The sequence below is a fragment of the Phyllobacterium sp. genome, assembly GCF_037994425.1.
Lineage (GTDB): Bacteria > Pseudomonadota > Alphaproteobacteria > Rhizobiales > Rhizobiaceae > Phyllobacterium.
In genome coordinates, this window is the sequence record NZ_JBBNAM010000123.1 from 1 (window position 1) to 13,121 (window position 13,121).

At 58.5% G+C, this 13,121-nt stretch carries 15 protein-coding genes; 9 read left to right on the forward strand and 6 right to left on the reverse strand.

All coding sequences use genetic code 11. The annotated features are described in order from the left end of the window. Positions 1–297: 297 nt before the first annotated feature. Positions 298–2,442, forward strand: a complete 2,145-nt coding sequence (ligA, locus tag AAAB35_RS08895; protein ID WP_340667904.1) for an NAD-dependent DNA ligase LigA — start codon at positions 298–300, stop codon at positions 2,440–2,442. After that, complete coding sequence (locus tag AAAB35_RS08900) at positions 2,439–3,143, forward strand: TIGR02453 family protein (protein WP_340667906.1); 705 nt, start codon at positions 2,439–2,441, stop codon at positions 3,141–3,143. Before ligA ends, AAAB35_RS08900 begins: the two co-directional genes overlap by 4 nt. Positions 3,144–3,146: 3 nt before the next feature. Here the strand turns inward: AAAB35_RS08900 and AAAB35_RS08905 are convergent, their stop codons facing one another. Beyond that, positions 3,147–3,491 (reverse strand): cupin domain-containing protein, encoded by a 345-nt coding sequence (locus AAAB35_RS08905; RefSeq protein WP_340667909.1) that lies wholly within the window; start codon positions 3,489–3,491, stop codon positions 3,147–3,149. A gap of 156 nt (positions 3,492–3,647) precedes the next feature. On the opposite strand from AAAB35_RS08905, the gene AAAB35_RS08910 reads away from it, so the two are divergent. After that, positions 3,648–4,391, forward strand: coding sequence for an AzlC family ABC transporter permease (locus AAAB35_RS08910; RefSeq protein ID WP_340667910.1), 744 nt, complete (start codon positions 3,648–3,650; stop codon positions 4,389–4,391). Between the two features lies 1 nt (position 4,392). Further along, positions 4,393–4,686, forward strand: a complete 294-nt coding sequence (locus AAAB35_RS08915) for an AzlD domain-containing protein (RefSeq protein WP_340667911.1) — start codon at positions 4,393–4,395, stop codon at positions 4,684–4,686. 4 nt (positions 4,687–4,690) lie between these two features. Here AAAB35_RS08915 and AAAB35_RS08920 read toward each other — a convergent pair whose 3' ends face one another. Next, positions 4,691–6,535, reverse strand: a complete 1,845-nt coding sequence (locus AAAB35_RS08920; protein ID WP_340667926.1) for an aminopeptidase P family protein — start codon at positions 6,533–6,535, stop codon at positions 4,691–4,693. Positions 6,536–6,783: 248 nt separating this feature from the next. On the opposite strand from AAAB35_RS08920, the gene AAAB35_RS08925 reads away from it, so the two are divergent. After that, positions 6,784–6,924, forward strand: a complete 141-nt coding sequence (locus tag AAAB35_RS08925; protein ID WP_340667913.1) for a hypothetical protein — start codon at positions 6,784–6,786, stop codon at positions 6,922–6,924. A 4-nt stretch (positions 6,925–6,928) separates the two neighbouring features. On the opposite strand, the gene AAAB35_RS08930 is transcribed toward AAAB35_RS08925, so the two are convergent. Genes AAAB35_RS08930 through AAAB35_RS08940 form a run of 3 tightly spaced genes read right to left on the reverse strand, consistent with a single transcriptional unit; the run spans position 6,929 to position 8,604 of the window. Then, positions 6,929–7,810 (reverse strand): 50S ribosomal protein L11 methyltransferase, encoded by an 882-nt coding sequence (locus AAAB35_RS08930; protein WP_340667915.1) that lies wholly within the window; start codon positions 7,808–7,810, stop codon positions 6,929–6,931. A 10-nt stretch (positions 7,811–7,820) separates the two neighbouring features. Beyond that, positions 7,821–8,414: an SCO family protein gene (locus tag AAAB35_RS08935; protein WP_340667917.1), complete on the reverse strand. Its 594-nt coding sequence runs from the start codon at positions 8,412–8,414 to the stop codon at positions 7,821–7,823. Positions 8,415–8,442: 28 nt separating this feature from the next. Next, positions 8,443–8,604 carry a hypothetical protein gene (locus tag AAAB35_RS08940; RefSeq protein ID WP_340667918.1) on the reverse strand — a complete coding sequence of 54 codons (162 nt, stop codon included), beginning with the start codon at positions 8,602–8,604 and terminating at the stop codon, positions 8,443–8,445. Positions 8,605–8,758: 154 nt separating this feature from the next. Between AAAB35_RS08940 and AAAB35_RS08945 the strand changes: the two genes are divergently transcribed. The 4 genes from AAAB35_RS08945 (at position 8,759) to AAAB35_RS08960 (ending at position 11,834) form a co-directional block, all read left to right on the forward strand. Continuing rightward, positions 8,759–9,517: an NAD-dependent epimerase/dehydratase family protein gene (locus tag AAAB35_RS08945; RefSeq protein WP_340667929.1), complete on the forward strand. Its 759-nt coding sequence runs from the start codon at positions 8,759–8,761 to the stop codon at positions 9,515–9,517. Between the two features lie 170 nt (positions 9,518–9,687). Next, positions 9,688–10,320, forward strand: a complete 633-nt coding sequence (locus AAAB35_RS08950; protein WP_340667919.1) for a DapH/DapD/GlmU-related protein — start codon at positions 9,688–9,690, stop codon at positions 10,318–10,320. Between the two features lie 83 nt (positions 10,321–10,403). Further along, positions 10,404–10,889 (forward strand): CreA family protein, encoded by a 486-nt coding sequence (locus AAAB35_RS08955; protein WP_340667920.1) that lies wholly within the window; start codon positions 10,404–10,406, stop codon positions 10,887–10,889. 321 nt (positions 10,890–11,210) lie between these two features. Then, the gene (locus AAAB35_RS08960) at positions 11,211–11,834 is read left to right on the forward strand and encodes an N-acetylmuramoyl-L-alanine amidase (protein WP_340667922.1); all 624 of its coding nucleotides are present in this window, start codon (positions 11,211–11,213) and stop codon (positions 11,832–11,834) included. A gap of 3 nt (positions 11,835–11,837) precedes the next feature. On the opposite strand, the gene AAAB35_RS08965 is transcribed toward AAAB35_RS08960, so the two are convergent. Further along, positions 11,838–13,121, reverse strand: a 1,284-nt coding sequence (locus AAAB35_RS08965) for a 3'-5' exonuclease (protein WP_340667924.1), incomplete at its 5' end; no start/stop codon positions are given.

The following is a 13,121-nucleotide window of genomic DNA, read 5'->3' on the forward strand; positions in this document are numbered from 1 at the left end:
CGTCGCGACATCGATCAGGGCGATGGAAATCAATGATCGCCAGGAAGAAATCGCAAGGATGCTCGCCGGCGCGAGCGTCACCGAAGAAGCCCGCGCTGCGGCGGTACGGCTTTTACGTGAGAATTCGACAGCCGTTTCGTGAGTCATGCCAGCTGGCGGATCTGTATACGCGATATTCAGAGGCCCGTTTGGCAGGAGATGTCTGCTGGTTTCGATCCGCGTATATTGCGCGATGCTTTTCGGCATTTCTTACGCTAATCTCCCGGCCGAATCCGTATTTTCAGCTTCGGACAGGCCATGTCAGACATCCCCGTAGAGAAATTGACTGAACCGGAAGCGGCCGAAGAACTTGGCCGTCTGGCCGCAGAGATCGCCCAGCACGACTACCGCTACAATACCGAGGATGCTCCGATCATCTCGGACGCCGCGTATGACGCATTGCGGCGCCGCAACCTCGCAATCGAACAACGCTTCCCGCATCTGAAGCGAGAGGACTCGCCATCCAATAAGGTTGGAGCCGGCGTTTCGGAGAAATTCGGCAAGGTTACGCATGCCGTTCCAATGCTGTCGCTCGACAACGCCTTCTCCGACAGCGATGTCGAGGATTTTGTCGGTCGAATCCGGCGCTTCCTCAAGCTTGGCGCCGATGCACCCATAGGCATAACCGCCGAACCAAAGATTGATGGCCTTTCGCTTTCCCTGCGCTACGAACTCGGGCGGCTAGTGACGGCAGCCACGCGCGGTGACGGCACCACTGGTGAGAATGTCACCCTCAACGCGCGCACGGTTGCGAGCATTCCGAACGTATTGAGCGGCAACCCGCCTGAGGTGCTCGAGGTACGCGGCGAGGTCTATATGGGCCACGCAGATTTTGCGGCGCTGAACGAACGACAGGCAAAGGATGGCAAGCAGATTTTCGCCAACCCGCGCAATGCGGCGGCGGGGTCGCTGCGGCAGCTCGATGCGACGATTACCGCGTCGCGCCCGCTGCAGTTTTTTGCCTATGCCTGGGGCGAGATCAGCGATATGCCAGCCAAAACGCAAATGGGAATGGTTGCCGCTTTTAAGGGCTATGGCTTCCGCGTCAATCCGCTGATGCAGTTGTTCGAGACGGTTGAAGGCTTGGTCAAGCATTACCACAAGATCGAGGAACAGCGGGCGCTTCTCGGTTACGATATTGACGGCGTCGTCTACAAGGTCGACGATCTTGCCCTGCAGCAGCGTCTTGGCTTTGTGTCGCGCAGCCCGCGTTGGGCGATTGCCCACAAGTTCCCGGCGGAACGCGCCATGACCATCCTGCGCGGTATTGATATTCAAGTGGGCCGAACCGGCGCCCTTACGCCGGTCGCACGGCTGGAGCCGGTTACGGTGGGCGGCGTCGTCGTAACCAACGTCACCCTCCACAATGAAGACTACATCAAGGGCATTGGTCAAAACGGCCAGCCAGTTAGGGAAGGGCGTGACCTTCGTATCGGTGATACCGTCGTCGTGCAGCGGGCCGGCGATGTCATACCCCAAATCGTCGATATCGTTGCCGACAAGCCGCGCGGACCCGCCTCCTACGTTTTTCCCGATACATGTCCGGCCTGTGGCTCCCACGCCGTGCGCGAGGAAGGCGAGGCGGTGCGCCGTTGCACTGGCGGGCTGATCTGTCCTGCGCAGGCGGTGGAGCGCATCCGCCATTTTGTATCCCGCAATGCTTTCGACATTGAGGGACTTGGGGAAAAGCAGGTGGAGTTTTTCTTCAAATCGGAGGATCCGGCCCTCCACATCGGCACGCCCGCCGATATTTTCACCTTGAAGCGGCGACAAGCCAACTCCCTGACAAAGCTGGAGAATATAGACGGCTTCGGCACCCTGTCGGTGACAAAGCTTTACGATGCCATCGACGATAGGCGGGAAGTTTCGTTGAGCCGCTTCATTTATGGCCTCGGAATCCGCCATGTCGGAGAGGTCAATGCCAAGCGGCTGGCCAAAGCCTTTCGTTCGTACGCGAAGCTGGCAGAGACAGCAATGGCGGCGGAGGCACCGAAGGAGAGATCCGACAGAGGAAACGACGCCTGGCGCGAACTCAACGACGTCGAAGGGATTGGCAGCATCGTTGCCGAGGCGCTGGTCGACTTTTATGCCGAGGAGCATAACCGTGATGCGCTTGCGGCGCTTCTCGCCGAGGTCACGCCACTCGACGAGGAAGTGAAGGCGGTCAACGACTCACCCGTAGCGGGCAAGACGATCGTCTTCACGGGATCGCTCGAACGCATGTCGCGTGACGAGGCGAAGGCCATGGCGGAACGCTATGGCGCCAAGACCGCAGGTTCTGTCTCCAAGAAAACCGATCTTGTCGTTGCCGGACCCGGGGCCGGTTCAAAGCTCACGCAAGCGCAAACGCTCGGTATCGAGGTGATCGACGAGGACGCCTGGTTTACATTGGTGGGGGCATGAACGAGCCACTCTTCAAGGGCTTTGGCGAAAAGGCTTTGCCGTTCCTCAAGGCATTGGATTTCCATCAGAATCGCGAGTGGTTCCTCGAAAACAAGGATCTGTTCGAGACCCATCTCTACGAGCCGCTCGGTGACCTCGTGGAGGATTTGATCTGGCGCTTCGAAAAGGCCGGCCTGCCGTTTCGCGGCGACCGCAAGAAGTCGCAGTTTCGCATCAAGCGCGATACGCGTTTCGCCAAGGACAAGAGCCCCTATAACCGGCACCTTTCGGCATTGCTTTCTCCGGACGGGAGCAAATGGACCGAAACCGGCTGCTTTTATGTTTGCGTCGGACTCGAAGATTATCGCGGCTGCTATGCGGCGGTCGCCTGGTGGCAGCCCAAGGGCGAACTTCTTGCTGCATTTCGCAAATCGATCATCGCGAAGCCGGAAAAATACCGAACGATGGTCGAGGCATTGCGCAAAAACGGCCTCGAACTGCGCGATAGCGACCGATTGAAACGAACGCCGCGGGGCTTTGACGACGTGACGGATCCGGACCTGATCGAAGCCTTGCGCAACAGAAGTTTTGTTGTCCGCTATGCGATCGAACCCGCCGCGATCACCTCGCCAAAGCTTGCCGACGATCTGTTCGATTTCGCCTTACGGTCGAAACCGCTCATCGATTGGGGAAGGTCGATCGAAGGGACTCTTGTGGATTGATGGCTATTCAAGCCACTCCGTTATGAAAACCTCATTGGCGTGTATGTCGATGGTTTCGAGCGTGCCAGGGCCGAGGTTCTCGAATTTGTGCGCCGTGTTGGCTGGGCAGATGACGATTTGTCCCTCGTGGGCGTCAATTATCCTATCGCCGACCCTGAAACGTGCGTGGCCTTTCCGGATGATGAACGTTTCCGTATAGGGATGGCGATGAAGGCGTGGCCCGGCACCCTTACGATCCTGGCTGTTGAAGATGATTGAAACGTTGGTTCCGTAGGGCTTTCCCGTTACCTCGCCATGCCATCGCTCGGGATGTTCGGCCCATACCTCACGATCGATGACGTATGCCATGATTTTCCTCCCTTTAATGCGAGTGACCGCAACCCTAGCTATAGGTCATGGGAGTGGCAAGTTTGCAGGCAGCCCGCGCTTACTGCAGCAACATTGATGCTATCAATCAACAAATCTCACGTGACAGTCTTGCATTCATAGCCTAGAGCCTCACGCATGGACGAACAAATATATCAGCGGACGGTCGTCACCAGCGAGACGAGTTCCCGCACGCAGTTTTGGGAAGGCTTTGTAAAGGGCCTGCCGATCATGATCGCGTCGGCGCCATTCGGCCTGCTGTTCGGTGCCCTCGCCATCGACAATGGATTTACCGTTGGCGAAGCCGTATTGATGAGCGCGACGATTTTCGGCGGCGCGAGCCAGATGGTCGGCATCGAACTCTTCGGCCACAATGTGCCAGCCTGGCTGATCGTCTTTTCGATTTTCGCGGTCAACTTCCGGCATGTCCTTTATTCGGCAGCCGTCGGACGCCGCATCGGCCATTTCAAACCGCTGCAAAGTCTGTTGAGCTATTTTCTGCTGACCGATCCGCAATATGCCGAGACAGAAAAGCGTGCTGAATCGGGCAAGCCCGTTACCTTCATCTGGTATCTTGGCGTCGCGACGCCAATCTACGTCATGTGGGTGCTCGAAGCCGGGATCGGCGGTCTTTTCGGCAACCTCATTTCTGATCCCCATGCGCTCGGTATCGATATGCTTCTGCCGATCTACTTTCTCGGCCTGGTAATGGGCTTTCGCACGCGCGACAATTGGGGCGCGATCGTCATCGCCAGCGGCGTGGTTTCGATCATCGCCTACAAGACGATCGGCTCACCCTGGCACGTGAGCATTGGCGCATTGGCCGGCATTCTCGTCGCAGTGATCGTCTCGAAGCCCGAAAAAGCGCAAGGGAAAGGCTGATATGTCGTCGATTTTCTGGATTACGATCGCCGGCGCGGTCCTGACATTCCTCACCCGTATTGGCGGCCATCTCGTGCTGTCGCGCTTCGAGCGCATTCACCCGCGCGTCGAGATTGCCCTCAATGCCGTTCCTGCCGCCGTGTTGACAACGCTTGTGGCCCCAGCCATCACGACCGCCGATTGGAGGGGGCTTGTGGCGCTTGCCTTCGCCGGGCTTGTTTCGCTGCGCTTCAATGCATTGACGATGTTCTTGGCCGGCGCAGCGATGATCATCCTGCTGCGCCAGTTTTCCTAGAGGATCAGCCCTTTGGCTCGTGGCCAAAGGGTTCCGTCGCAGCGATCAGCCATTCGCGCTCGGCGCCCTTTGTATGCGGCAACAGCGTTTCACGAACGCGCGTGTGATAGTTATCGAGCCAGACGAGTTCATCGCGCACGAGCAGGTTGGTATCGATAAGACGCCTGTCGATCGGACAGAGAGTGATGGTTTCAAAGCCCATCATGGGGATATCACCCCCCTCCGGCACTTCCGGCTCGGTCACGATCAAAAGGTTCTCCGTGCGAATGCCATAGCCGCCCGGCTTGTAGTAACCCGGTTCGTTGGAGAGGATCATTCCGGGCAACAGTTCCTGCACACCGCGCTTCGAAATGCTCTGCGGACCCTCATGGACGGACAGGAAAGAACCAACACCGTGGCCTGTGCCGTGGCCATAGTCATAACCCTGCTTCCACAATGCGGTACGTGCCAGAACATCGATATCCATGCCGCGCGTACCTTTCGGAAAGCGCGCGGTGGAAATGGCGATCATCCCCTTGAGGACGAGGGTGAACTTGCGCTTCATGTCCTCCGTCGGCGTTCCGACGGGCAGCGTTCGCGTAATATCGGTGGTGCCGTCTCTGTATTGGCCGCCGCTATCGATCAGATAGAGTTCGCCATCCTGCAGCACGCGGTTCGACTGCGTGCTGACGCGGTAATGGGCAAAAGCACCGTTCGGGCCCGCACCTGAGATGCTGTCGAACGAAAGGTTCTCTAGTGGCATCTGAAAACCTTCGGCCACTTTGCTGCGCGTCTCCTCGAGCTTCGTCGCCGCTATGATTTCGTCGATCGTACCGGGCGTCTGTGCATCGATCCATGTGAGGAACGAAACCATGGCGACGCCATCGCGCTCATGCGACTTGCGGGCGCCCTGAAGCTCGACAGCATTTTTGAGCGCGCGCGGCAAGCGTGCGGGGTCCAGTCCGTCGACGACTTTTCCGCCTGCCTGCTCGACGATCAGGCGCAGTTTTTCTGCCGCGAGGGCAGGGTCGAGCATTATGGCTTTGCCCTGCACGATAAACGCGGCGAGGTCGCCTTCAAGGGTTGAGGGCGCGCGAAGCGTGGAAAGCTGTGTCAGGTAGGCCTCGGTCTCGATAGGCAACTTGCGCTTGTCGATGAAAAGCAGCGGCTCGCCGGTCGCCGGAATAAGGGCGAAGGCGAGAGGTAGCGGCGTATTGCTGACGTCATTGCCGCGAATGTTGAAGGCCCAGGCAATGGATGACGGGTCGGTCAGGATAGTGGCGTCGGCCTTGGCCTTGGCAACGGTCTCAGCCATTTCGTGCAGTTTCTCGCTCGCGAGTTTGCCCGCATATTTCTCAGGCTGGATCGTAACGGCTTCGAGCGGCGCGGAGGGCTGATCGTCCCAGATCACGTCGACGAGATTATCCTTTACCGCAACGAGCGTGCCGCCATTTTTCTCGAGCGCCTCGCGCAGCGCCTTGGTTTCACTGATCGTATGGAGCCATGGGTCGAAACCGATCGTGAATTTCCTTTCGCAATTGCGCAGCCAGACCGGCGGCGGCGTATCGACCAGGCTCTCGATAGTGAAGATGTCCTGGTCGGTTTGTTCCGCCGCCTGCAACGTGTAGCGACCGTCGACAAAGAGGTAGGCCTTGTCTTTCATGATCAAGGCGACGCCGGCCGAGCCGGTGAACCCGGTCAGCCATGCCAGCCGGCGCGCGCGTTCAGGGACATATTCGCCCTGGTGCTCGTCGGCACGCGGCACGAGAAATCCGTCAAGACCGAGGGTTTCGAGTTCGGCGCGCAGCTTTGCAACGCGGGGGCCGCCCGTAGCTGGATTGCTGACGACCTCAAACGACTGGAACATGATGAATGTGACCTCTTTTGTTGGAGGTCGAAACCTATCTCCCCCACTGCGCCGGCGCAATGGACGAGGTGATGCCGGCAACGGAATTTGCCGTGAGAATTGCTTATCGCAGGATGACAACAAAATTGCTGCGGGGCGCATGCGCGAGAAGCATGACTGCCATGCGTGAACGTCGCTGGCGGCGTGCCGGCCAAATCAGCTAGATTTTGTGCAGGGAGGATCGGTCTGCCACGTTATCATGGAGATGAGAGATGGCACAGAAGATCCGCGGATTTTTCAAGACGGCGCTTGAAAACCTGGTCTCCTATCGCACTGCCCACATGAGCCGCTATGCAGTGCGCGCGATCGACGCGCCACGCGAACGGACAAGACACACAATCTACTTCGTGTAATGCTCTAGTAGGCTCTGGCCTTCAGGTGGAGCGTCACCCAGCCTTCACGGCGCAAGGTCTTCCGGTGGAATAATCCCTGGACGCGATAGGCAGCCAGGACCTTTTCGCGTTGCGATTCGAGGATACCTGAGAGGATCAGCGAGCCGCCGTAGGCGAGGTGCCTGCGCATCTCGGGGGCCAACTGCATCAGCGGTCGTGCCAGAATATTGGCAACAATCAGATCGAAGGGCGCCGCAAGGCGCATCGCCGGATGGTGAAATCCCGTCGCCGTCTCGGTTCTGACCCGTGCCGCGACCCCGTTGTTGACGACGTTGTCGTGGGCGACGGCCACGGCAACCGGATCAATATCGGTGGCAAGGACTGCGATCGGCGCAAGCTTGGCGATGCCGATGGCGAGCACGGCGCTGCCGGTGCCAAGATCGAGCGCATTGCGTGGTCGCTCCCGCCGGATCACTTCACCGATCATATCGAGGCAGCCCGAGGTCGTGCCGTGGTGGCCGGTTCCAAAAGCCAGGCCGGCATCGATTTCGATGGCGAGGTCGTTGGCGCGGCGCTTGTCGCGATCGTGTGATCCATGGACGAAGAACCGCCCGGCGCGCACGGGCTTCAGCCCCTCAAGCGAATGGGCCACCCAATCGATATCCGGCACCTGTTCCCGCTGAAGTTCGAGGCCGAAAGCATCGCTACCAAGCACGCCCCGAATGCGTGGCTCAATCTCTTCTGGCTCGAACGTATAGACCGAGACTTCAAAGATCTCGCGGTCCTCGTCGACCTCCGACGATGAGATGGGCATGCCGTCCTCTTCGAATGCCCGCTCAAGCATGGCGAAGACACGCTCGGCCTCGATCTTGCCGGCGGTGACGAAAAGGCGGGTCTGCGTGGTCATCGGTGGACTTTCAGCTCTTGGAGAGGCGTTTCAGTTTCTCGACAGCCGTATCAGGATTTTCGCCATAGGCAATGGTGCCGAAGAACCCCCCCGCGCTGTCGAGCAGATAGATCGATGCGGTATGGTCCATCGTATAGTCTTTGCCGCCTTCGACGGGGACCTTGCGGGCAAAGACGCTGTAACCCTTCAGCATGGCGGCCATTTTGTCCGGCTCGCCCGTGACGCCGACGATGCGATCGGAGACGTTGCCCACGTAGGCTTTCAGGGTTGCTGCATCGTCGCGTTCGGGATCGACCGTGACGAAATAGGCATTGACGTTCCGCGCGTCGGGCCCGAGTTTTTTCAGCCAGCCGTCAAGTTCGAACAAAGTCGTGGGGCAGATCTCCGGGCAATGGGTAAATCCGAAGAAGATCGCTGATGGCTTTTGCCGGAATGCTGCTTCTGTGATCGGTGCGCCATTCATCGTGGTAAGCTGGAACGCCGATCCGAATGGCCCTTGGCTCTTTCCTGCCGACTGGCGCGACGCCTCAAAGGTGACCCAGCCGGCGGCCGCAACAAGCAGCACGGTTGCCGCTATTAGGAGTGGCAGCAAGCGTTTGTTCATGGATGAAAGCTCCGGGAATGCGCGGCGGCTACATGCACCAGGCAAGACCGGCGTTGATAAGAGAAAGAAAGATCGAATCGCTGTTGTTGAACCATGCAGCAAAGGTCAATCCGGTTGCGACTGACGCGCCAAGCGCAAGAGCCGCATAAAGCATTAATCTGGGCGTGCTGATGGATGGCGATGTTTTCATGGCTTGAACATAGGATTTGGCCGCCGTTTATGCAAATACGTCTTGAGGCATCTGAAGACGGCGCCCCGACGCCGATTAGCCCTGTAGTGCCACGAGCCATCAAGCCACGCGCGATCCGGCGCGGATCGCCAACCCCAAAGCGGAATGTGTTCTCCTGCCTTTACCGGACCAAACGACAGGTGCTTTTGAGGGTATCCTTGGCAACGTCGATCACGTTGTGCATCTGGCGGCGATCCACAATCCGCAATTTGCCGTGTCTGCCGATACCTATCGACGTGTTAACTGCGTTCTCGCAGCAAAACTCGCGCACGCTGCCAACGAAACGATAGCGGGAAAGTTCGTATTTGTCTCAACAATACGTGCCCAGTGCGGACGGCTACATGAGGGCGTCGCACAAGAAAGTGACGAGCCACGGCCAACCGATGATTACGGACGTGCCAAACTGGCAGCCGAGCATGAAATTGCTGATGCGATGCCTTTCAACAACTTCACAATATTGCGGCCTATGCTGGTTTACGGTACGGGCATGGGAGGAAACCTCGCCATACTGTTGAAGCTTGCGGCGCTTCCTGTACCACGTACGGACGGGGGCACATTCATCGTTTCAGACAAAACACCCGTGACAATACCTGAGATCGTCGCTGCCGCGCGCCGCGGTCTCGGGCGAAATCCCAATCTTTTTTCCTGCCCGTCGTGGCTGTTGATGTCGGCGGCACAGATTGCAGGTCAAGCTGATCGCCTGAAGAGACTGTCCGGCGACCTTGTTGCAAGTTCTGAAAAACTGCAGACGACGGGCTGGGTCGCTGTTGAGGATTCTTTGCGCCGAATTGAGGAACTCTCAACGGCGCTAGCTCCAAGCCACCGCTATCGGGAGACCTTGGCGATTGGACCCATATTAACGACGTTTTTCTGAACACGCATCTCTTAACGCTCGCTGCTGAGGCTTTGGTCGCTACATTACACCGTGTCGTGTTCGCGCATCTAGCGCATTTGATTTCATTGACTGATCTGGCGCGTAGTCCCCATTTATGCAAAAGAAATGCCGCAGGCCTCAGACCTGCTAACATCATTCGAGACGATGCCATGGCTGACACCACCGATCCGCGTTTTATGAACGAGCAGCCGCGCATCCATTCGACCGCGCAACTCAAGGGCGTCAAGCTCGGCAAATATGCCGAGGTCGGCGAAAGGGTGATCCTGCGCGATGTGACCGTCGGCGATTTCTCCTATCTGGAACGGCACAGCGAGGGCATCTATGCCGATATCGGTCGCTTCTGCTCGATCGCGGCGAATGTTCGCATCAATGCGCTCGAGCACCCGATGGAACGGCTGACAATGCACAAGATCAGCTATCGGCCAAACGAGTATTTTCGCTTTCAGGGCATCGACAATGGCTTTCGCGCTCGCAGGCAGGCGAAGCGGGTGCGTATCGGCCATGATGTCTGGATCGGCCATGGCGCGGTGATCATGCCGGCGGTCGAAATCGGTCATGGCGCGGTAATCGGCGCGAACGCAGTGGTTACCCGCAATGTCGATCCCTATACCATCGTCGCGGGCAGTCCGGCGAGGCTGATTCGGGCGCGCTTTCCGCAGGCCATCGTCACACGCCTCATCGATCTTGCATGGTGGGATTGGCCGCTCGACAAGGTGTTCGAGGCCATTCCCGATATCCAGTCGCTAGCGATCGAAGACTTCCTGGCAAAGTGGGAAGGCTAGCTGCGGGCAGCGGCGATAGGCTTGCAATCGCCGGCCGCAATCGCCAACTGTGTCGAGCAGGTTTTAGCCTTGGGAGATATTGGATGAAGCGAATTTTGCTTGTACTTGCGCTACTTGGCGCGGCGGTTCTCCAGCCGGCAAAAGCGGAAGAAGTCGGTAAGGTCGGTGTCGACTGGTTCGGCAACGACATCGTCATTGACGCGGTCCACGACCCGAAAGTGCAGGGCGTGACCTGTCACCTTGCTTCATTCTCGCGCGGCGTGATCGATCGGCTGCAAAAGGGCAACTGGTTCGAGGACCCCTCCAACGCCTCGATTTCCTGCCAGCAGACGGGACCCGTCACGATTGGCGATATAGCCCTTGGTGAAGATGGCGAACGCGTTTTCTCCGAGCGTACAAGTCTTATCTGGAAAAAACTCGTCATCACGCGCATTTACGACAAGCCCAACAATACGCTCATCTATCTCGCTCATGCGACGCAGGTCCAGGACGGATCGGCCAAGACGTCGATCTCCACAATACCGCTATTTGCCGGGAACGTGACCTGGTCCAAGGGCAAGCCCGAGTAAATTGCCTTCGCGTTTTCAATCTGCAGCGAACGCTCATCCTTCAGTATAATAGGAATGTTTTCTTATTGAGTATAGATTGACCTGGTTTGCGTAGAAGGAATCGGTCATGAAATTCAGCATTAAAAATCATAGACTTGCAGCGCCTGGCTCCCGGATTTCTTTCGTGTCCTCGCCTAATGTGGGCCGCACATTGGCCCCAAAATTTCTCGTCGTTCATTATACGGCGAGCGGTTCGGATGCCGATATCGCCCGCTATTTTTCGCAGGAATCAGCCAATGTCTCGGCCCATCTCGTGGTGCGCCGCGACGGCACCGTCACGCAATGTGTGCCGTTCGACAAGGTGGCGTGGCGCGCGGGCAAGAGCCAGTGGACCGGGAAGGGCGGCATACAATATTCCGGCCTCAACAATTCTGCGATCGGCATCGAAATGGAGAACTGGGCCCCCTCAAGAAGAGTGGCGTCGGCTGGGTATCGTGGACCGGCGTGCCCGTCGAGAGTTCGAAGGTTATCGAAGCGAGGCATAAGTTCGGCACGCCCGATTGCGGGTGGGAGGTTTTCACTGCGGGTCAGATGGATACAGCGATCGCAGCCGCGCAGGCAATTTGCGCGGAATATGCTATCGAGGACATTCTCGGCCATGACGACATCGCGCCCGGCCGCAAGTCCGATCCGGGTCCAGCCTGGGACATGGCGACGTTCAAGGCCAAGGTGAAGGGCGAACCCGAAGATGGCGATGCGGTGATGACGGTGAATTCGCCAAACGGGCTGAACATTCGATCCGGCGCCGGCGCTGCATTTCCAGCGGTCAGGGAGATACTCCACGATGGAACGAAGGTTCTGATGCACGAAGCCAGCGGGAGATGGCGCTACGTCTCGGTGCTGGACGCCTCAGGTCAACCGGACTTTTCGGGCTGGGTGCATGGCGACTGGCTCGTTCAGGCGTAGTCGTCAAATCGCCTGGACGAAGCTGTCGAGCACGCGCTTTTGGCCGGCCTTGTCAAAATCGATCGTCAGCTTATTGCCCTCGATCGAGGAAACGTTGCCGTTGCCGAACTTGATGTGGAAAACCCGGTCGCCGACGTCGAAGTTGGAGGGTGTTTCACTGACGGATTTCGCCACGAGTTCGCCGTCTATCGTGCGTCCCTTGACCGAGCCGCGCCCGGCGCCGAATCCCGAATCGGTCTCCCCGTAGCCAATGCGCTCCACTTTCGCGCCGGACCGTGAGCCCCAATTGTTGCGCGTAGCGTCTGACCGGTGCTGCTGCGCCCGTTGCCACCCGGGCGTCGAGTAACTGTTTTCGAACGGATCGGCACGGTCGAAACGCGACTGGCCGTAGCCGCCCCGTCCGCCGTAACCACCATAGGAATCGCCGCCCGCAACTACGTCCACATGCGCTTCGGGCAGTTCTTCGAGGAAACGCGATGGGATCGTCGATTGCCACAGGCCGTGGATGCGCCGGTTGGAGACGAACCAGATGTGGAGGTTCTTCTTGGCGCGCGTCAGGCCGACATAGGCGAGGCGGCGCTCCTCTTCGAGGCCAGACCTTCCACCCTCGTCGAGCGCCCGCTGGTTGGGAAAAAGGCCTTCTTCCCAGCCGGGAAGGAACACGGTCTCGAACTCGAGCCCCTTGGCCGAATGCAGCGTCATGATGTTGACGCGATCTAGGTTTTCGCTCTGCTCGGCCTCCATGACAAGTGCGACGTGTTCGAGGAATGAGCGCAGCGACTCATAGTCCTCCATCGATCGGATCAGTTCCTTGAGGTTTTCGAGGCGGCCCGGCGCTTCGGCAGACCGATCCGCCTGCCACATTGACGTATAGCCGGATTCGTCGAGGATTTGCTCGGCGAGTTCCGTATGCGGCGTATTGTCGATGAGGGAGTGCCAGCGCTTGAAATTCTCGATCACTTCGCGCAGCGCTGAACGGGGTTTCGGCTTCAGTTCTTCCGTTTCGATGAGGTCCACGGCGGCAGCGAACATGCTGATGTCGCGGGCGCGGGCATAATCGTGCACCTGGCGGATGGCAGCTTCCCCGAGCCCGCGCTTCGGCGTGTTGACGATGCGCTCGAGCGCGAGGTCGTCAGAGGTTTGGGCAACGACGCGCAGATAGGCGAGGGCGTCGCGAATTTCGAGGCGCTCGTAGAAGCGCGGACCGCCGACGACCCGATAATCCAAACCGAGAGCTAAAAAACGCTCTTCGAATTCGCGCATCTGGTGCGAGGCGCGTACCAGGAT